A 20,045-nucleotide genomic window follows, 5' to 3' on the forward strand; every position below is an offset into this window, starting at 1 on the left:
CTAAATAAGTAATATATAGTCCCGCCATAGACACTAATATTGATTTTTTAAGAAAAAAAACAAAATAACAAGTTATTATCACATATTTTATCGATATGATACCTATACTTCAATAATTCTAACAATATGATACACATAATACAAAATTATTTTATTTAAAGTACTGATTTTTGAACTGTAAATTGCTTAGTAGCACCAATGAAGTTTGTAAACGTTGGCGGGGCTTATTGAGGATTTAATCCTTTAAAAAGGAGTATAAGCTTCATAGTACAAAGATGGGAGTGGAAATAAAAAAAGCCTCTCGATTTCTCGAAAGGCTTAACAAACTGTAAAAGTGGTCCCACCTGGGCTCGAACCAGGGACCACCTGATTATGAGTCAGGTGCTCTAACCAACTGAGCTATAGGACCGGCAATTTGCGGATGCAATATTACCATTTATTTTTATACGTTGCAAGCATTCTCTTTTACAAAAATGCAACAAACCCCTATTTTATTTCTAATAGTACTGATACACAAAAAATTAGACCTCCTCTGGAGCCTCTTGACAAAGTTCAATTAATACGCCATTTGTGGTTTTAGGATGTACAAAGGCCACTAATTTATTATCTGCTCCTCTTTTTGGAACTTCATTTAAAATAGTGAAACCTTCTGCTTTTAAACGCGCTATTTCTGCTACTATATCATCTACGGCAAAGGCTATATGATGTACGCCCTCTCCTTTTTTTGCTAAAAACTTAGCAATAGGTCCGTCTATATTGGTTGATTCTAAAAGTTCTATTTTATTAGGCCCGTTCTTGAAAAATGATGTTTTTACCCCTTCCGATTGTACTTCTTCTTCTTTATAAGGCGCCGCCCCCAAAAGCTTCTCGAACAAGTCATTAGAGGTTTCTAAGTTGTTAACAGCAATACCAATATGCTCAATTTTTTTCATTTTTTCTACTATATAGTACTAATGCACTAAAATACGCAATAATCTGCGTATTTTTGTCCCATGGAAACACAGAGACAAAAAAAAATAGGTGGCGTCATACAGAAAGATATCGCTGATGTCTTACAAAGAGCCGCAACAGATGGTGGACTTAGAGGGACTTTAATTTCCGTTTCAAAAGTTCTTGTTACTACAGATCTTTCTATTGCAAAAGTATACGTAAGTATTTTTCCAACAAAAGATGCTGAGGAGTTATTAAAAGGCATGAAGTCTAATCAGCCATTAATTAAACATGAACTAGCGCAGCGTACAAAAAATCAATTGCGTCGTATGCCTGAACTTATGTTCTTTTTAGACGATTCGTTGGAATATATAGACGGAATAGAAAAATCATTAAAAGGAAAGGATAATCCAATTGACAATCCTGATTTATTAGAAAAAAGAAAAAAAGCATAGTCATTGAATTTTCCGCTGTACATCGCCAAGCGATACGTAAGGTCAAAAAGTAAACAAAGTGCCGTTAATATCATCAACTTGGTTACTTTTTGCGTTATTGTCATTGGCTCTGCAGCATTATTTATTGTCCTATCCGGATTTTCTGGATTAAAAACGTATAGTCTTTCCTATACCAATTCTTTTGACCCCGATTTAAAAGCGCTACCTGCCACAGGTAAATTTTTTAATATCACTCCAGAACAAGAGCAAAAGCTACAAGCGCTTAATGGCATAACTGCATACGCTAAAGAACTAGAAGACAGAGTGTATCTTACCCATAAACAAAAAGACCATATTGCCTATATTAAAGGTGTCGACCAAAATTATACTAAGGTAACTGGCATAGACAGTACCTTATATGTTGGAAATTGGTTTAATGAACAGCAAGTGGTTGCCGGTATTGGTATTGCAAATCTTTTAAGCTTATCCATTAACAACTACCGTAGTCCTTTAGAAATTTTAGTTCCTAGAGCAGGAACACAATCCTTGACACAACAAGGGCCTAATGCAAAATTTTTTAATACAATTCCGGTAGTGATTAGCGGAGTTTATGCTGTTGAAGCAGACCTTGATAGTAAATATATATTTGCTAATCTTGCCCAAGTACAAGCATTATTGGAAAAAGAGAGCACTCAAATTTCTGGAGTAAACTTTAAATACACGAATCCTGATACTGCCGAAACTACCAGAAAAGAGATTCAGGCTATTTTAGGAAAAAATGTTATTTTAAAAAACAGAAAAGAACTCAACAGCACCCTTTACCGTATGCTGAATACGGAAAACATGGCTACCTATTTAATCTTTACCCTTGTATTAATTATTGCTTTGTTTAATGTAGTTGGTGCATTTATTATGATGATCCTAGACCAACAAGGAAATTCTAAGACACTATACAGTTTGGGAACTAGTATTCGTGAATTAAGGAGAATCTACTTTATTCAAGGGGTAATTGTTACCTTTTCAGGCGGACTTATAGGCGTAGTATTAGGATCGCTATTAATCTGGTCACAACTCCTTTTTGAGTGGTTAAAAATTAGTGGAGATTTAGCCTATCCCGTAGAATATCTTTTAACTAATGTGCTTGTTGTTCTTGCTACCATTTCTGTTTTAGGTATTATTGCTTCAAAAATTGCAAGTAGTAGAATTAATAAGACCTTGTTGTCTTAATTAAGAAAACTCATAATCACCAAAAATATTTAATACTTCCTCAAAAGCTTTAAAAACATCTTCGGAATGATCACTGGTTACCATTTTCATTCGATATTCTTTAAAATTAGGAATCCCTTTAAAGTAATTGGTATAATGTCTTCTTGTTTCAAAAACTCCTAATTGCTCGCCTTTCCAATCTATTGCCATTTGCAAATGACGCTGCGCAGCTGTTACACGTTCTTGAATGGTAGGTGGCGCTAAATGTTCGCCTGTTTTAAAGAAATGTTTTACTTCATTAAAAAACCAAGGATACCCAATACTAGCTCTCCCAATCATAGCACCATCTAATCCGTATTCGTCACGCATTTTCATGGCTGCTTCTGGCGTATTTACATCACCATTTCCAAAAACGGGAATATGCATTCTTTGGTTGTTCTTTACTGCTGCTATAGGTGCCCAATTGGCATCACCTTTATACATCTGTGCTCGCGTTCTACCATGAATAGCAATGGCCTTACAGCCTACATCTTGTAAACGCTCTGCAACCTCAACAATTTTTATAGAATCATCATCCCAACCCAAACGTGTTTTTACAGTAATAGGTAAATTGGAGTGTTTAACCATGGCCTCAGTTAATGAAACCATTAAATCGATATCTTTTAATATTCCTGCTCCAGCACCTTTACTCACTACCTTTTTTACAGGACAGCCAAAGTTAATATCAATAATATCTGGATTAGATTTTTCTACAATCGCAACAGACTGCAACATCGATTCTAGATTAGCACCAAAAATTTGAATACCGACAGGCCTTTCTTTTTCATAAATGTCTAATTTCATGACACTTTTAGCAGCATCCCGTATTAAACCTTCAGAAGATATAAACTCGGTATACACCACATCTGCTCCTTGCTCTTTACATAAGGCACGAAAAGGTGGATCACTTACATCCTCCATCGGCGCAAGTAATAATGGAAATTCTGGCAGTTGTATGTCTCCTATTTTTGGCAAAATTATCGATTTTAGTAAAGGGCAAAATTACATAATTTTTAGGAAGATATCACGGGTTAGTAAATAAGGCTATCGGCTCAACGTATTTCAACAATTCAAATTTGTTTTAACGTATCGAAAAACTCGGGTTGGTAATAATCAAAAGATTTAAATTACTCACAAATACAGCTGTTTTTTGAGAGCCATCGACCTTCTTTTTATATATTATCGCGAATAGCTCCTCTAGTCACAATGCTTCCAACCATTATCTGATGTCTTTCTAAACCCAAGTTTTTTAGTAATAAAATCGGTATTATCGTTTTCAAATTCAAAAAAAGGTGTTTTGTTTTTCTTTAAATATACCACAGTAACTTCTGCTGCATGTAATGAAGGTATTTCGTGAACTTCCTTTACTTCATCAATTTTATAGTCAAATGTTCTTACAGTAGACTTTAGAACACCATAAAATGCATCTGTTTCATTTTCCAAGACAAAATCTTTTGATTTGTCAGTAAAAGACACTTTATAAATTGAATAATTATATCTACTCGAAAATGAAATGGAGTCCATATTTATATAACCTTCCGTTGATAATTTTTTATATGCTAACAAACTCTTAGCGTCATCCTCTTTCTTCTCGTAAAACCTTAGTTCCCCTGTTTTAAACACTATTTCACCATATTTTGGATTATCATTTAAGCATTCTTCAATTATATTTTCAGCTTTTGAGTTGGTCAATTTGTCCGAGCAAGAAGTAATGGTGGTCAGTAAAAAAAGTGAATAAATTATGTTTTTCATTTTAATCCCAGTTAATAGTTAGATTTCTAATTTCAAATACACCTTTCCCTCTATCTTTTCCACCATCTTCATTTTCAAAAATCACCTTTCCATTCACTAATGTGAATTTTTTAGTTTGCGGCAAAACATTCCGGAATATAAGTTTCCCTTTAATCAATATGCCCGTAGGCAATTTAAATCTTTGATAACCAGACATTCCAGAACCCGATTCCGGAAATTCCGCCCCTTTAAAAACATAAGAATTTCCAGTTTCACCATATGCCATTGGCTTGTCTGAACCTGTATAAAGTGTCATAGCTTGATGAACCAAGGCATGTTTCATTGTAAATACCACTTCTACAGTTTGGTCACTAGAATTCCCCACGCATTGTAAAATTTTTAAATCAAAATTTGTATTGAAACTTTTAATGTCTATATCATTAGATTTTTCGTAAATGGAACAAAAATCAATTTTTTCTTGTAATCTAGAATTTTGATCTCCCAATAGTTCTATTTTCTTTTTCAATTCGGTTAATTCCTGGGCCTTTAATCCCATTCCATATAATAAAAGCGCAACAATTAAAACTTTTTTCATAAATTTTCAATTTTGATTTAAATTATTCTAATGTCTTAGTAGTAATCGATAAATATGTTTTCCACATAAAATGTTATACTTAATCCTTATTCAATAGCCTTTCTTGTTCTTCTACCGCCTCTGCTTTACTATTTTTTAATTTGAAATTACCGAACTTGTATACTGCTTTACATGTAAACATTCTTGTTTCTGGTCTTGAATAGTAACTATAATTCTGATCTAAATAGTTTGATGAAACTGGAATATTAGTAGCATTTAACAAGTCATCCACACCCAAACTAACAATTAAACTTTTATCAAAAAACTGCTTCTGTACATTAAAAGAAACATCTGCAACAGCTTTATCATAGTAAAAAGAGCCCGAAATAAATGTTGGCATATAGCTGGCGGTTATCACCGCATTCAAAGATTTATCTTCTAAAAAACTTATGTAATTCTGCGCCAATATGTAGCAACTTTTTACATCTAAATCTAGAATTTGATTATTGTTTGCCCGTGCATAAAATTGATTTTTTAAGTAAAAAAACGAGCTATAAGCATATAAATACCAATTATCTGTGATATAATCTTGATACGTAACATCAAAACTTACTTGGTCTCCGTTTATTAAATTATCTGTAATGGTACTTATAGTTTGTTGCTCATTATTTTGAAAAGGCATTCTATAAATATCATTTTTTATTCGCTCGACATAAAAATCAAAAGTAAGCTTATTCTTTAGCGTATAACTTGCCGTGATTCTATTAGTTATACTCGGCTGAATTTTAGGATTTCCTTGAGCAACATTATTTTCATTTATAAAAGTTATAAATGGATTAAGCAGTTGAAAAGGTGGTCTTGTAATTCTTCTATTAAAGTTTAATCCAAAAAGATGATTCTCATTGTGCTGATATTGCAGAAAAATAGTTGGAAATAGATTAAAATAAGAATTAGAATTTATTTCAGCCAATACCAGAGAATTTCCTTCAGAATTTGTGTATTCACCCCGAATCCCCCCTTTTACTGTAAAGGCATCCCATTCTTTGGATGTACTAATATAGCCTGCAAAAATATTTTCATTATAATCAAAATTATCTGCAACAATCCCATTAAACGATTCATTAGTTGTATTTGATGAAGAATTTTCAAATTCTTGTTCACTAATAGAGTTTATTCCAGAATATTTTAAGCCTGTTTCAAAAACAAGATGTTCTGTAGGATAGATAAGATCTGACTGTAACGTATAAATTTTTGTCTTCTGATGGGCTAAAGTGACAATTGTATTCTCATTTAGCAGCGTATTATCAGGTAAACGGTACTTTGTATCTAAATTTTGCTCTTGGTTTTTATCAAAAAAAATATAATTACCCTGAGTAGTTAGCTCTGTTCCTTTTTCTCCTAGTTTTGATATATACTGCACTGTAAATAGATGCGTATTTTCGTAGTCATTAGTAGTACTGTTAGTGTCATAAAGAGAATCTACCATCATATTTGCATCAAACATCGTGGTTAGCTCATCACGATCTGAATCTATTTTTGGACTTAGTACTGAAGAAACGCTTAAGTTTATTGTATTGTTATCATTTAAATAAAATTCAAATAAGCTATTAATAGTATGACTGTTCGTATGGGTAGTTCTTTTAAACCTTGATTCCCAAAAGGAGTTTATCGTTCCACCTTCTTGTGCAAACAATAGACCAGTAGTACCATTTCTAACCTCTTCCTTAGTATTCAAAGAATATGAAACATAACTATTCAACCAATCATTTTTATAATAATGATTGGTACCAAAAGTGTATTTAGGTTTTATTGCGATTGCATAATCTGAATGTATAGCCCCTTTGTACCCAATAGAAAGATTTTTAGTGGTTGTGATGTTGAGTATGGAATTACCTTCTGCATCATATTTTGAAGGTGGGTTGGTAATGACTTCTACAGATGCTATATTTCCTCCGTCTAAGCCTTGTAATAATTGTTGTAATTCATCAGAAGTCAAATAAACTTTACGGTCATTGATATATACATTTGCAGCTCTATTCTTTAACTTTATTTCTCCTTGCATTATAATTACTCCTGGAGTACTTTTTAAAATATCCCAAGAATTTTTTTGAGATAAAGCTGAATTTGCTACGTTAAAAATTATTCTATCTGCTTTACGTTCTATTGTTGGATTTTTGTGTTTTACAACAACCTCATTTAAGGCTTCAATATGTTCTGCTATTACTAATTCACCAACGCTTGTATTTTTCGTTACCGCTATAGCCATCAACTCTGATGTTTGTCCTATATAATTTGCTTGTAAAAAATAATTATCTGGTGCAATATCTCTAATTTCAAAAGAACCATCCTCTTCTGAAGATGCTCCATACACTAGCGTGGTATCTGCCGCTTTTAGTAAATATACATTTGCAAACGGTATGCTTTTTCTTAAGTCATCCTTGACATTCCCTTCTACCTTAAATGTTTGCGCAATAAGTGATGAGCTACAAATAAGAAAAATGTAGAGGAATACGTATTTATATAATTTCAAATTCTTATTGATTTAGTGAATCAGTAGCTAAAATTAACATTTTTTTAATACAAAAAAGATAAATAATCTATCTTTGTGTTAATTATTTTCTATTATTTAATATTTAGTTCGTATTTCTATTCTTGTCATATTTAATGCTCAACAAATCACTTATATTTGCAATTGGTTTTGATCCCATTTTTTTGGGTAAACCAAAATTTTAGTCAACTGAACTTATTCAGCTTACATGAAAAACATTAGAAACTTCTGTATTATTGCGCATATTGACCATGGTAAAAGTACCTTGGCAGATAGATTGTTAGATTTTACTGGTTCTGTTACGGAGCGAGAGAAAAAAGAACAATTGCTCGATTCTATGGATTTAGAGCGTGAACGTGGCATTACCATTAAGAGTCACGCCATACAAATGGAATATACTTATAAAGGGGAAGAATATATTTTAAACCTTATTGATACTCCAGGCCACGTAGATTTCTCTTATGAAGTTTCTAGATCTATTGCTGCTTGTGAAGGTGCACTATTAATAGTTGATGCTGCACAAAGCATTCAAGCACAAACCATAAGTAACTTATACCTTGCTCTAGAAAATGATCTAGAGATTATACCTATTTTAAATAAAATAGATTTACCAAGTGCCAACCCTGAAGAAGTAACGGATGATATCGTAGACTTATTAGGGTGTGATCCTAGCGATGTAATTCCTGCTAGTGCAAAAACAGGTATTGGTATTGAAGAAATTTTAGCGGCTGTTATTGAACGTATTCCTCCTCCAAAAGGAAACCCTGATGAATCATTACAAGCGTTGGTATTTGACTCTGTGTATAACCCTTTTAGGGGTGTAGAAACTTATTTTAGAGTTATTAACGGTGAAATTAAAAAAGGTCAAAAAATAAAATTTGTAGCTACAGACAGTGATTATTTTGCGGATGAAGTGGGTACTTTAAAGTTAACACAACACCCAAAGCAAAGTGTAAAGACGGGGGATGTTGGGTACTTAATTACAGGGATAAAAGATGCACGTGAGGTAAAAGTAGGTGATACAATTACGGATGCAGCTAACCCTACAAAAAATCCGATAGAAGGTTTTGAAGATGTAAAACCAATGGTATTTGCAGGTATTTACCCAGTAGATACAGATGAATTTGAAGAACTTAGAGCTTCTATGGAGAAGTTACAACTTAATGATGCCTCTTTAGTATTTGCACCAGAAAGTAGTGCCGCCCTAGGTTTTGGTTTCCGTTGTGGTTTCTTAGGAATGCTGCATATGGAGATTATTCAAGAGCGCCTAGAGCGTGAGTTTAACATGACAGTGATTACTACGGTACCTAACGTTAGTTACCATGCGTACACGCGTAAAAACCCTAACGAACCTTTAATTGTAAATAACCCAACAGATTTACCAGACCCGTCTAGTATAGATCGTGTTGAGGAACCGTATATAAAAGCAACGATTATTACAAAGGCTGATTATGTTGGTAATGTAATGTCTCTCTGTATTGAAAAAAGAGGACAAATTACCAATCAGACCTATTTAACAACAGAACGTGTTGAACTTACTTTTGATATGCCGTTAGCGGAAATTGTTTTCGATTTTTATGATCGATTAAAAACTGTTTCTAAAGGGTATGCTTCTTTTGATTATACGCCTATTGGAATGCGTGCTTCTAAACTTGTACGTGTAGATATTTTATTAAATGCACAACCTGTTGATGCCCTTTCTGCACTTATTCACGCAGATAACGCTGTGTATATTGGTAAAAGAATGTGTGAAAAATTAAAGGAACTAATCCCGCGTCAGCAGTTTGATATTCCTATTCAAGCCGCTATTGGCTCTAAAGTTATTTCTAGGGAAACAACAAAAGCACTTCGTAAAGATGTTACTGCTAAATGTTATGGTGGTGATATTTCTAGAAAGCGTAAACTTTTAGAAAAGCAGAAAAAAGGTAAAAAACGTATGCGCCAGGTTGGTAACGTAGAAGTACCACAAGAAGCATTTATGGCTGTTTTAAAGCTAAATGATTAATAAAAAAGGCTACATTAAAATGTAGCCTTTTTTTATATTGTATAGGATAAGCATAGCTAATTAATTAGCTTCCCCAAAATCAAGATCACCAACAGAGCAGATTCCTTTTACATAGTCCTCTGGGCTTAAGCCCCCCAATTCTTCTTCAGAAATAGTTTCAGAATTTCCTCCAGAGGAAATAGATACTGTACCATCACCATTATCACAAGCTGTTATAGGAACTCCTATAAGCTCGCAACTTTCGCAGATGCCTTTATCATCATTATCTTTAGAGCAAGAAAAAAATAAAACACTTCCTATTAGTGCGGCAAATAAAATTGATTTTTTCATAAAATTAATAGTTTTTGGTTTCGGTTATTTAATTCATAACAGGTTATTTTCGCTGTTATTGCAGGTTTCTCCCAAAAAATTGATTTTTTTATCATTTTGGTTCAAATCAAATTCTACTTAAAAAGAGGCTAATCTATCTTTTTTTAGAAAATTTTAAGATTTGGTATACTATTTGAGTCTTTTTTACGTTAGAAAATAGAACCTGATGTGGATTTTCATGAAAAAGCTAAACTTATTTAAACGTTCCGTTTTTGCACTTATTGCAGTTTTTGGGCTGGCCTTAAATAGTTGCTCTACAGATAGTAACAGTTCTGAGGACATAGAAATTTCTGAATTTGAAGTTCAAAAAGTACTCGCCATAGATGATTATACAGGTATCATCGATAATGCCATTACAGAAGCTTTTATTAGCAAAGAGAACACCGGAAAAAGATTTTTAACTCAAAAAGATAGTGACTGTTATAGTACAACCTATGCAGATTCTGGCTTTACAATGACATTTAATAATTGCACCTTCAACGAAACCGATAAGGTAAATGGCCTCTTGGCTGTAACCTACGCTATAAATGAAACCAGTAGTACGTTTACGGCAACCTATAGTGATTTTTACGTAGGAACCATACGATTAGACGGCACAAGAACATTTACCATAAGCACTACAGCCGAGGAAAACGAAATAAATTTTACAGTAACTTCCGATATGGTAATTACACTAGAAGATGGTGAACTGATTACAGAAGCTGGTACTAAAACAGAAAGCATAATTTTTGCGGATGACAACATCGTAGTTGCAGTTACTGGCACTTGGGCGTTAGTAGAAAACGGAGATACATATATGGTAACCGTTACTGAAAAATTAACCAAATTATTAGATTGTGAGTATTTCTCTGATGGATTATTTACATTATCTAAAAATGGTATTGACGTTATTGTAGCTATGGGTGATGGCACATGTGATAACAAAGCCAACATCATTTACCCGAACGGAACTACTGAAGAAGTTACACTCTAATACTCCTACAACACTATTTAAAAAGCCCTTTGTACATTTCATACAAAGGGCTTTTTAATATGTTTAAATTTTAGTTAGGCTTCTTGGTCGTCTTCAAAACGTTTTCCTACATACACCAATTTAAATTTTTCAGTAATATCTTCAAACTGCTCGCTAAAAGAGGATATAATCTTTAAATCTCCATCTGGTGTTTTCAAAAATACAGGAATGATATTAGGGTCTGCTTTTGTAATTTCGATTAAACTATTATAATGCTCCGTAGATTTCAGCGCAATTTCATGAATAGCAGGGTATTGTCTAATGGCCTCTGTTAGCTTGATAAAATCATCCGTATGTGAAAATAGCCCTTCTTTAGGGTTATTGTCAGGATTCCCCATTTCATCATCAGTAACCAATCTAAACGCACCATTCTCACCAAAATGCTTTGTAAACTTATTTATAGCATATTTATTAATGTCAGAATTTCCTGTTAGTGCCATTAAGTATCCAACATCATTTAACTCAATATTATCGCTTAAGGTATCTGAATAAATATTAGCAGCGATAGCTTCAAGTCCCATTTTTTTAGCCTTATCTACATTTGTTTGGTTGTTGTCAATAAGGACGACATGTCTATTATTCTTTTGTAAATAACTGCCAATAATTCTTGATACTTTTGATGCTCCGATAATTAGAATACCATTAGATTTTTTCAAAAAGACTCCTACCAATTTAGCAAAAAACCTGGCAGTTGTTGCATTTAAAATCACGGTTCCTAAAACAATCATAAAAACCAAAGGGGTAATGTATTCTGCACCCGCTTCTCCCTTAGCCAATAATTTAGATCCAAATAAAGAGGCAATTCCTGCGGCAACAATACCTCTAGGGCCTACCCAGCTAATGAATAATTTTTCATTGAACTTTAGCGTAGAACCTTGAGTACTTAAGAAAACTCCTAAAGGCCTAATAACAAAAACAATTACGGCAAAAAGTGCTGCTGTTTTCCAATTATAGATAAGCGCTAGGTCACTAATGTTAATATTAGCCGCCAATAATATGAATAAAATTGAAATTAATAAAACACTTAGTGACTCCTTAAAGTAGAGCAACTCTTTAAGGTTTGGTAAGTTGATATTTCCTAACACCATACCCATGACAACAACAGCTAAAAGTCCTGACTCATGTGCAAACACATCAGACATAACAAAAACCATTAAGACCAAAGAAAGAGAAACTACATTGAGTAAGTAATGTGGAATAAAATTTTTCTTTATAGCAAAAGTAAGTGCATGCGCAAATGTGAAACCAAAGGTTGTACCAAAAAGTAAAATTTTACCAAACTCAACCAATGCTGTCTGGGTATAAGCCTGCCCTTCTCCTACACTTATAAATTCAAATACTAAAACGGCAGCTAATGCTCCTATAGGATCAATTAAAATACCTTCCCATTTCAGTACTGTAGAAACATCTTTCTTTAAGGGAATATTACGTAATATGGGTGTAATTACGGTTGGTCCCGTAACAATGATTAAAGCAGAAAACAAAAAGGATATTTGCCAGTTTAAACCAAAAATGTAATAAGCAGCCAGTCCCGCTCCAAAAAACGTAACCAAACTCCCAATCGTGATTAATTTAGTAATTACAGGACCTACATTTTTTATTTCATTTCTTTTAAGGGTCAAGCCCCCTTCAAATAAAATAATACTAATGGCTAAAGAAACAAAGTAGTACAAACTATCTCCTGGAAACAATCCTTTTTCGCCATTCCAGATCGGTTCTATTAATTTCTGTCCGTTTTCCGTATAAAAAGTAGATATTGGTCCAACTAATAAACCTATTAATATAAGAGGCAATATAGCAGGGAGTTTAAGTCTCCAAGCAACCCATTGTGCTAATATCCCCAGAACAATAATTCCAGCAAGTTCTACCATTCTTATTTTTATGGGAAAAATACTGCTTTTATTTGAAAATTAAGAATCGAACATTAATAAATACTGTTCTTAGAAATGAAATAAATACCCTTTAAACATCCAATTCTAATGATAAAAATTCATTTTTAAGGCTTTCAAATTATTATCCTAAATAACATATCAGTATTATTGTATTGAATTACAAGGCTAAGCATTCGTTATGAAAGAAAAAATACATCCATTTAAGACCCTATTATTTGGATTTGCTTTTTCACCAAAACTTAGAATAAATATTATTGAAACAACACGAATTGCGGCGTTTTTCAAATCGAAATTAATTTTACTTCATGTTGGCGAAAAGACTGATGAAAAGTTAGGAAAAATAACTGCTATTTTAAACGAACTCTCTTTAGATAATTTAACTATCGAAATTCAATGGATTCCAGGAGACCCTATCAAAGTTATTTTAGAATCCTGCAAAACTTCTAAAATAGACTTGCTTATTCTTGGGGCTTTACAACATGAAAATGCATATCAATTTTATGTAGGTTCTATTGCGCGGAAATTAACGCGTAAAGTATGCTGTTCTGTTTTACTATTGATAAAACCCTCGGAAGAAAGAGTGTCTTGTAAAAATATTGTGGTGAATGGGTTAGATGCTCCAGATACTCCATTGGCAATAGAAGATTCTTTTTATGTTGCCAACGCACTTGGTGCACAACAAATTACTATTGTTGAAGAGATTTTACAACGAGAAATTCATGTGAAAGTAGAGGATGATAAGTCGCTTAAAAAAGCGAATATTATGAAAGAAAGATTAAAGCATAGAGAAGACTCTAGAGTGCGTAAAATTATTAGTGACCAATGTGCCACTTACACCAAAAACATAAAAGTAAAAACACAAGATATCTTCGGGGAAAAAGGGTATTCCATTGGTCATTATGCAGAAGTAGTTCGGGCCGATTTATTGGTGATGAATGCGCCTAAAAAAACACGTTTCATAGACCGTTTATTTACGCATGATATTGAATATATTTTATCTGACCTTCCTACAGATTTATTAATAATAAGGAGACCAAATTGAGACAAAAACAAAAAAAATCTGCCTTATTTATAAAAGACCTCCCTAAAAATATCTTTGCCGGGTTTGTCGTGTCTTTAATAGCCCTTCCTTTAGGATTAGGATTAGCTATTGCAAGTGAGGCTCCACCAATTTCAGGTATTATTGCAGCCGTAGTTGGTGGTATTGTCGTTTCTATTCTAGGAGGTTCAAACGTGACCATCACAGGGCCAGGAAACGGATTGGTCATTGTTGTACTAGGCGCTATAACCACCTTAGGAGGCGGAGATATGTACCAAGGGTATTTATATACTTTAGCAGCAATAGTCATTTCTGGGGCATTCCTTATGCTTCTAGGCTTTTTAAAAATGGGGCGATTAGCCGATTTTTTCCCTGCTTCCGCTATTGAAGGTATGCTAGCAGCAATAGGTATAGGAATATTATCCAAACAGTTTCATATTATGATTGGTCATAACAATGAACATGGTAGTATCATTTCCTTATTACTACAAATTCCTGAAGGCTTAATTCGCCTTTTTACAGAAGGTACACAGAGTCAGTTATTCGCTGCTGCAATAGGACTTATAAGTCTTTGTATTATGATTTTTTATTCGAAAATTAGAAATAAATACTTTCAATTAATTTCTGCACCCATGTGGATTTTGATCCTCACCATAGGATTGAGTTATCTGTACAAAGGGATGGATATCCCCTATCCTATGGATGCTAAGTTTTTAGTAAATATACCCGATAATGTTTTTAGCTCTTTGGCTTTTCCTGATTTCTCATTAGTCTATTCTAAGAAATTCATTGCAGTAGTCTTTGCGCTTACGTTCATTTCTAGTATTGAATCTTTATTGAGTATTAAAGCCGTAGATAAATTAGACCCACAAGCAAGACGATCAAACGTAAATAAAGATTTAAAAGCCTTAGGCTTGGCGACTACCATTAGTGGTTTTTTAGGCGGACTTAATGTAGTTACTGTTATTGCTCGAAGCTCTGTAAATGTTAACAACAAGGCTTCTAATCGTTCGGCAAACTTATTTCATGCCTTATTTCTAGTATTGTTTATTGTCTTATTTCAAGAGCAATTGCGCAGTATTCCTTTAGCTGCACTAGCAGCAATATTAGTATTTACAGGATATAAACTAGCTACCCCGAAAAACTTTAAGAAAATAGCGAAGATTGGTAAAGAGCAAATATTAATATTCTTAGCCACCTTACTTACTACACTATTTACTAATTTAATGACTGGGATTAGCGTTGGTATTTTAATAACACTTTTAATACACATCATTATAAATCAAAGTTTTGGCTTGTTTTTTAAACATTTGTTCAAGCCAAATATTCTTATGTTTAAGGAGCTAGATGGTGGCACCTATTATGTAAGCATCAAGTATTTCTGCAGTTTTATTAATTTTTATAAATTAAAAAATAAGCTCGATGTAATTCCTGAAAATGAACATGTAATCTTAGATTTTTCTATGTGCAGTTTTGTGGATCATACGTCTTTTGAAGGCGTAGAAAACTATGTACAAACTTTCTTTAAAAAAGGCGGTAGTATAGAATTAATCGGATTAGATAAGCATGAGGCCGATTCCAAACATCCTTTTGCTATTCGGAAAATCTTACCACTAAAAGCCCTTAAGCCTATTGAAAATTATTTCACTAAACGACAAAAAAATATTGAATTAACTGCGGATAAATTAGGCTGGGAATATATTCCTAAAAAAAGCAGGAATGTAGATTTTTTGTCTGATTTTATATTTTTTAGAACTAAAGAAATCAATTTCTTATATAATAAGTTATTCGAAAAAGAAAAAAGAAAAAGCGTCTTTGATGTAGAGTTTACCGAAGGAGCCTTTATCGCAAAAGAGATTGTTAAAACAACAGTCCTTTACATAAAACTAGATCAAACTATTCCAGTTTTTACTTTAGATAAAGAAGGCTTATTAGAAATGCTTTATAAAATAGCAGGCTTAAAGGATATCAATATTGAGAACAGGCCCGATTTTAATAAACGTTTTTATCTTAAAGGTGAAAATGAAACGGAGATCAAGAGCATCTTTACCAATGAATTGATTCTATTTTTTGAAAGTAACCCTTATTATCATGTAGAATCTAACGGAACTGCTTTGTTAATATTTAAAAAAGAGCGACTATTAAGTGTTCAAGAAGTCAAAGCAATGATCTATTTTGGCGAACAATTACATACTTTATTGAAATAATACTCCGTATTTTCTCATTTAATAGCGAAATACAGATAAATAAATACGGTTTCTTTTGTAGGAATTATCCTTTTTTGTACTTTACAGTTGTCTCCCCCGATAAAAATTGCAAATTTCATGAAGTAAAGCAATGCGGGGTAGCTAAAACCAAGTATTCAATTAAATACCGACCACATAATGAAACCAGAAAAGATATTTGGGCTTTTTAAAAGCCCTCTTTCATTTGGTCTAACCGTATTTGCGATCACATTAGTTTTAACGCAATATCTTAGCTACCAACGCTATTTATTATTAGAGACTACTAGTCAAAAAAAATTAGTTACAGAAGCTAATTGGGTTGAGCATGAAATTCATAAAACACTAGATCAAGGATATTCAACAACGCAGACGCTCGCCTTTATTGTAGAGCACTATGGTGTACCGAGAAATTTCGATTCAATTTCAAAATTATTAATTGCTACCAATAAAGAAGTCAGTGCTTTAGAAATCGTAAATAAAGAAGGCTTTATCACTCATGTATTTCCTTTGGAAGGTAATGATGTGTTAGGATTTAATATTTTAAAAGATTCATTAGGTAAAATCGGTGCTTTTAAAACAATTAAAAGAGGAGATTATTTTGTTACAGGTCCTATCTATCTAAAACAAGGAGGTGCAGGTTTCGTAGGTAGGACCCCTATTTTTAAAAACAATGAATTTGAAGGTTTTACTTCTGCGATCATACCGCTTAAAAAAGCTTTAAGTGCTGCAAAATTAAACAATAAGGAAAATCCTTTCTTATACAGACTCACCAAGCTAAATCCGGATAACACTGAAGAAGTATACTTTTCTACCTATGATAATGTTACTACAAACTCTTTTTCATCAACAGTAGAAATGCCAAATGGAGAATGGAAATTGTATGTATATGCCAAAGAAAATACTCCAATATTTGGTATCCTTTTATTCTGCTTTATTGGGGTATTTATTGCACTGCTAGCGGGTATTATAGCGTGGTATCTATTAAAGCAACCTAAGCGTTTAGACCGCTTGGTTCATGAAAAAAATTCACAACTCGTTGAAAGCGAAGAAAAATACAGAAACTTAGTAGAACAAGCTTCAGATGGTATCATATTAGGAGATAAGCTTGGAAACCTAGTAGAAGTTAATGTTAAAGCTTGTCAGTTATTTGGGTATTCAAAAACAGAACTTTTAAAACTGAACATCTCAGAATTGGTAAGTCTAGATCAGGTAAGTGAAATACCTAATAGAATTCATAAACTGCTTGAAGAGAATTCCTTGATTTCTCAGCGTAAATTAAAAAGAAAAGACGGTTCTGAATTTTATGGAGAAATTAGTGCTAATATCCTCCCAAATGGACTAATTCAGGGTATTGTACGTGATGTTACCGAACGTATAACCCTAGAGCTTACCGCTAAAAAGAATGCCGAAAAAGTAAAAGAAAGTGAGGAAAAATATAGAACTGCAATAGAAGAAGCATCTGATGGTATTTTTGTGTTGGATGAACATTTCAATTTTATAGAAATCAACATTCAATTTTGTAATTTTTTTAGAAGTCCAAAAGAAACATTTATCGGGAAAAATATTAAATATATTATAGCCCCTGATGAGTTAGCAAAAAAACCCTTAAAATTCAAAGAAGTAAGCGAAGGAGAAATCATACGTACGTTAAGAAAAATGATCCGAGCAGATGGTTCCACATTCGTGGCACAAGCAAGTGTAAAACAGATGCCTAATAATCATTATCAAGGCATTATTCAAGATGTTACAGTTCGGGAAGAAACGGCCCTCATACTCCGTAATACTACGCTTAAGTACAGAGAGCTTACCGAACGTATTTCTGATGGATTTGTGGCATTGGATAAAGATTGGAATTTTAATTACGTAAATGCCAAAGCATGCGAAGTAATTGGCAAATCATATGCTGATTTAATTGGAACCAGTGCTTGGAATGCGCTCCCATTTTTTAAGGAAACAAATGCCTATAAAGTACTTTTAGAAGCGATGCAAACGCAGGAATATAAATACATTAGTCAATATAGAAAAGATTTTGACAAATGGTATGAATATAGAATGTACCCTTCCTCAGAAGGAATTTCAGTTTATTTTAAAGACATCACAGAAATAAAAAAAGCAGAAGAAGAAATATTGCGCACCAAAGCTAAAATAGAGTCTGCCATACGTATTGGAAAAATAGGCTATTGGAGTTGGGACTATAAAAATGAAATCATTGATTGGTCTGAACAGATGTATAAAATATTTGATGTAGACCCCAATACCCCATTAACCTATAAGATGATTCAATCAAGAATACATCCTGACGATATAAAGAAGCAAGGAGATTTAATAGATCTATTTATTTCTAATAACAAAGACAATATTAGATATACCCACAGAATTATACACAGGGACAAAACTGTATACACTTTATTAGTAGAAACAGAAATTGAAAAAAACGATCTAAATGAAGTTATAAAACTACATGGAACTATAATAGATATAACAGAAACGATAAAGGTTAAAGAAGAATTAAAAGAGAGTCAAGAAAAATTTTATAAATCATTCCATACTAACTTAGTGGGGAAAGTAATTGTTGATGAAAATAGAACAATCCTTGAAGCCAACGAAACTATTGCAAAATTACTGGAAACAACAAGAGAAAATTTAATAGGAAAAACACTTCTTGATGCAGATGTGCTTGATTTTGATCTCCACGAACAATCCGACCACAGACAAGTACTATGGAAGAAATTAATGCGTGACGGCATCATCCGAGACGAAGAAATTATTTATAGCTTAAAAAGTGGAAAAAAAATTCCGGCTTTACTTTCTATTGAGCCCCTAGAATTAAATAATAAAGTAAATTATCTGGTAAGCGCCATTGACAATACCAAAAGAAAAGAAGCAGAGCATTTGCTTAGCAAACAAAATTTTGAGCTTTCTAAAACAAATGCAGAATTAGACCGGTTTGTGTATAGCGCTTCTCATGAGTTGCGAGCACCTCTAGCATCCCTTATGGGACTTATAGACATTATTTTAAATGAAGATCATGACGAGGATCTTAGCTTTAAATTAGAAATGATGCAGCAATCGGTTCGGAGATTAGATGACTTTATTAAAGATATTGTACTGTATTCACAAAATAAACATTTAGAAATAGCTATGGAAGCTATAAACTTCAAGGAATTAATTAATGAGTCTCTTGAAGGGCTATGGTTTTTAGAAAATAGAAAACATATTGAACTTGAGATTAACATAAACGAAGCACAAAACTTCTATTCCGATAAAAAACGAATTTCAATTATATTCAATAACCTTATTTCTAATGCTATTAAATACCATAATATTAACGCCAAAGACCCAAACATCACAATAACCGTAAACACTTCAGAAGATGAAGTAGTTATAGAAATAGCGGACAATGGAATAGGTATTCCTGAAGCACATTTAGATAAAATTTTCCAAATGTTTTACAGGGTATCTTCAAAAGTCATGGGTACGGGAATAGGATTGTTCGTAATAAAAGAGGTTATTACAAAATTAAATGGCACAATAAACGTTAAATCAAAATTAAACATGGGTACTAAATTTGTAATTTCGCTCCCAAATCAAACTAAAAAAGTAACACAGCATGAAGTTCAAACAAATCTTGTTAATAGACGATTCTGACATTGACAACTTTATAAATAAATCTGTTTTAACGAAAGCTAACGTTGCTGAAAGTATTATTACCGAAACCTCGCCTGTAGCAGCGTTGAATTACTTGCGTGAGCTTGCTAGTGCACCAGATAAATTTCCGGATATTATATTTTTAGATATTAGAATGCCAGAGATGAATGGTTTTGAGTTTCTTGAAAAATGTCATTTACTACCCGAAAACATCAAAGATAGATGTACCATTTATATGCTAAGTTCTTCTATAGACCCTAAAGATGCGGAGAGAGCAAAACAATATTCTGTTGTTAAAAAACACATCACAAAGCCTTTAACACTTGACCAAATAAAAATACTTCTAAAATAATTTTTAAAATACTTCTTTAATAATTTGACAATTGATTACTT

Annotated in this window: 15 protein-coding genes and 1 tRNA gene; 8 read left to right on the plus strand and 8 right to left on the minus strand. The window is 32.9% G+C overall.

What is annotated here, in order from left to right:
• Positions 1 to 335 precede the first annotated feature (335 nt).
• Both GQR94_RS07650 and mce read right to left on the minus strand, forming a co-directional pair.
• A tRNA-Ile gene (locus tag GQR94_RS07650) sits at positions 336 to 409 on the minus strand.
• Positions 410 to 521: 112 nt separating this feature from the next.
• The gene (mce, locus tag GQR94_RS07655; RefSeq protein ID WP_025616338.1) at positions 522 to 932 is read right to left on the minus strand and encodes a methylmalonyl-CoA epimerase; all 411 of its coding nucleotides are present in this window, start codon (positions 930 to 932) and stop codon (positions 522 to 524) included.
• A gap of 60 nt (positions 933 to 992) precedes the next feature.
• Between mce and rbfA the strand changes: the two genes are divergently transcribed.
• Together rbfA and GQR94_RS07665 are read left to right on the plus strand one after the other, a co-directional pair.
• On the plus strand, positions 993 to 1,385 hold the full coding sequence (gene rbfA / locus GQR94_RS07660) for a 30S ribosome-binding factor RbfA (protein ID WP_025616337.1): 393 nt from the start codon (positions 993 to 995) through the stop codon (positions 1,383 to 1,385).
• 3 nt (positions 1,386 to 1,388) lie between these two features.
• Positions 1,389 to 2,591: an ABC transporter permease gene (locus GQR94_RS07665; RefSeq protein WP_158974934.1), complete on the plus strand. Its 1,203-nt coding sequence runs from the start codon at positions 1,389 to 1,391 to the stop codon at positions 2,589 to 2,591.
• On the opposite strand, the gene dusB is transcribed toward GQR94_RS07665, so the two are convergent.
• The 4 genes from dusB to GQR94_RS07685 all read right to left on the minus strand — a co-directional run bounded on the left by dusB (position 2,592) and on the right by GQR94_RS07685 (position 7,444).
• On the minus strand, positions 2,592 to 3,584 hold the full coding sequence (gene dusB / locus GQR94_RS07670) for a tRNA dihydrouridine synthase DusB (protein ID WP_158974935.1): 993 nt from the start codon (positions 3,582 to 3,584) through the stop codon (positions 2,592 to 2,594).
• A gap of 222 nt (positions 3,585 to 3,806) precedes the next feature.
• Entirely contained in the window at positions 3,807 to 4,361 is a 555-nt protein-coding gene (locus GQR94_RS07675) for a hypothetical protein (protein WP_158974936.1), read from the minus strand.
• 1 nt (position 4,362) lies between these two features.
• Complete coding sequence (locus GQR94_RS07680) at positions 4,363 to 4,935, minus strand: hypothetical protein (RefSeq protein ID WP_158974937.1); 573 nt, start codon at positions 4,933 to 4,935, stop codon at positions 4,363 to 4,365.
• 79 nt (positions 4,936 to 5,014) lie between these two features.
• On the minus strand, positions 5,015 to 7,444 hold the full coding sequence (locus tag GQR94_RS07685) for an outer membrane beta-barrel family protein (RefSeq protein ID WP_158974938.1): 2,430 nt from the start codon (positions 7,442 to 7,444) through the stop codon (positions 5,015 to 5,017).
• Between the two features lie 226 nt (positions 7,445 to 7,670).
• Here GQR94_RS07685 and lepA point away from each other — a divergent pair, with 226 nt between their 5' ends.
• Positions 7,671 to 9,467 (plus strand): translation elongation factor 4, encoded by a 1,797-nt coding sequence (gene lepA, locus GQR94_RS07690; protein ID WP_158974939.1) that lies wholly within the window; start codon positions 7,671 to 7,673, stop codon positions 9,465 to 9,467.
• A 60-nt stretch (positions 9,468 to 9,527) separates the two neighbouring features.
• Here the strand turns inward: lepA and GQR94_RS07695 are convergent, their stop codons facing one another.
• Complete coding sequence (locus GQR94_RS07695; protein ID WP_158974940.1) at positions 9,528 to 9,797, minus strand: hypothetical protein; 270 nt, start codon at positions 9,795 to 9,797, stop codon at positions 9,528 to 9,530.
• Positions 9,798 to 10,014: 217 nt separating this feature from the next.
• On the opposite strand from GQR94_RS07695, the gene GQR94_RS07700 reads away from it, so the two are divergent.
• On the plus strand, positions 10,015 to 10,809 hold the full coding sequence (locus GQR94_RS07700) for a hypothetical protein (RefSeq protein ID WP_158974941.1): 795 nt from the start codon (positions 10,015 to 10,017) through the stop codon (positions 10,807 to 10,809).
• A 74-nt stretch (positions 10,810 to 10,883) separates the two neighbouring features.
• Here the strand turns inward: GQR94_RS07700 and GQR94_RS07705 are convergent, their stop codons facing one another.
• Complete coding sequence (locus tag GQR94_RS07705; protein WP_158974942.1) at positions 10,884 to 12,719, minus strand: sodium:proton antiporter; 1,836 nt, start codon at positions 12,717 to 12,719, stop codon at positions 10,884 to 10,886.
• A gap of 199 nt (positions 12,720 to 12,918) precedes the next feature.
• Between GQR94_RS07705 and GQR94_RS07710 the strand changes: the two genes are divergently transcribed.
• From GQR94_RS07710 to GQR94_RS07725, 4 genes are all read left to right on the plus strand, one after another.
• Positions 12,919 to 13,782 (plus strand): universal stress protein, encoded by an 864-nt coding sequence (locus GQR94_RS07710; protein ID WP_158974943.1) that lies wholly within the window; start codon positions 12,919 to 12,921, stop codon positions 13,780 to 13,782.
• Positions 13,779 to 15,986, plus strand: a complete 2,208-nt coding sequence (locus GQR94_RS07715) for a SulP family inorganic anion transporter (RefSeq protein ID WP_158974944.1) — start codon at positions 13,779 to 13,781, stop codon at positions 15,984 to 15,986. Before GQR94_RS07710 ends, GQR94_RS07715 begins: the two co-directional genes overlap by 4 nt.
• 177 nt (positions 15,987 to 16,163) lie before the next feature.
• A complete protein-coding gene (locus GQR94_RS07720) occupies positions 16,164 to 19,652 on the plus strand; it encodes a PAS domain S-box protein (protein WP_158974945.1) in 3,489 nt (1,162 codons plus the stop codon).
• Positions 19,615 to 20,004: a response regulator gene (locus GQR94_RS07725; RefSeq protein WP_158974946.1), complete on the plus strand. Its 390-nt coding sequence runs from the start codon at positions 19,615 to 19,617 to the stop codon at positions 20,002 to 20,004. Before GQR94_RS07720 ends, GQR94_RS07725 begins: the two co-directional genes overlap by 38 nt.
• The last annotated feature ends 41 nt before the right edge of the window (positions 20,005 to 20,045 follow it).

This window comes from Cellulophaga sp. L1A9 (assembly GCF_009797025.1).
GTDB lineage: Bacteria > Bacteroidota > Bacteroidia > Flavobacteriales > Flavobacteriaceae > Cellulophaga.

Bases quoted from the DNA above. Each gene is read 5' to 3' on its own strand.
- mce (WP_025616338.1), bottom strand. From the start codon at position 932: ATGAAAAAAATTGAGCATATTGGTATTGCTGTTAACAACTTAGAAACC.
- rbfA (WP_025616337.1), top strand. From the start codon at position 993: ATGGAAACACAGAGACAAAAAAAAATAGGTGGCGTCATACAGAAAGAT.
- GQR94_RS07675 (WP_158974936.1), bottom strand. From the start codon at position 4,361: ATGAAAAACATAATTTATTCACTTTTTTTACTGACCACCATTACTTCT.
- GQR94_RS07680 (WP_158974937.1), bottom strand. From the start codon at position 4,935: ATGAAAAAAGTTTTAATTGTTGCGCTTTTATTATATGGAATGGGATTA.
- lepA (WP_158974939.1), top strand. From the start codon at position 7,671: ATGAAAAACATTAGAAACTTCTGTATTATTGCGCATATTGACCATGGT.
- GQR94_RS07695 (WP_158974940.1), bottom strand. From the start codon at position 9,797: ATGAAAAAATCAATTTTATTTGCCGCACTAATAGGAAGTGTTTTATTT.
- GQR94_RS07700 (WP_158974941.1), top strand. From the start codon at position 10,015: ATGAAAAAGCTAAACTTATTTAAACGTTCCGTTTTTGCACTTATTGCA.
- GQR94_RS07705 (WP_158974942.1), bottom strand. From the start codon at position 12,719: ATGGTAGAACTTGCTGGAATTATTGTTCTGGGGATATTAGCACAATGG.
- GQR94_RS07710 (WP_158974943.1), top strand. From the start codon at position 12,919: ATGAAAGAAAAAATACATCCATTTAAGACCCTATTATTTGGATTTGCT.
- GQR94_RS07720 (WP_158974945.1), top strand. From the start codon at position 16,164: ATGAAACCAGAAAAGATATTTGGGCTTTTTAAAAGCCCTCTTTCATTT.
- GQR94_RS07725 (WP_158974946.1), top strand. From the start codon at position 19,615: ATGAAGTTCAAACAAATCTTGTTAATAGACGATTCTGACATTGACAAC.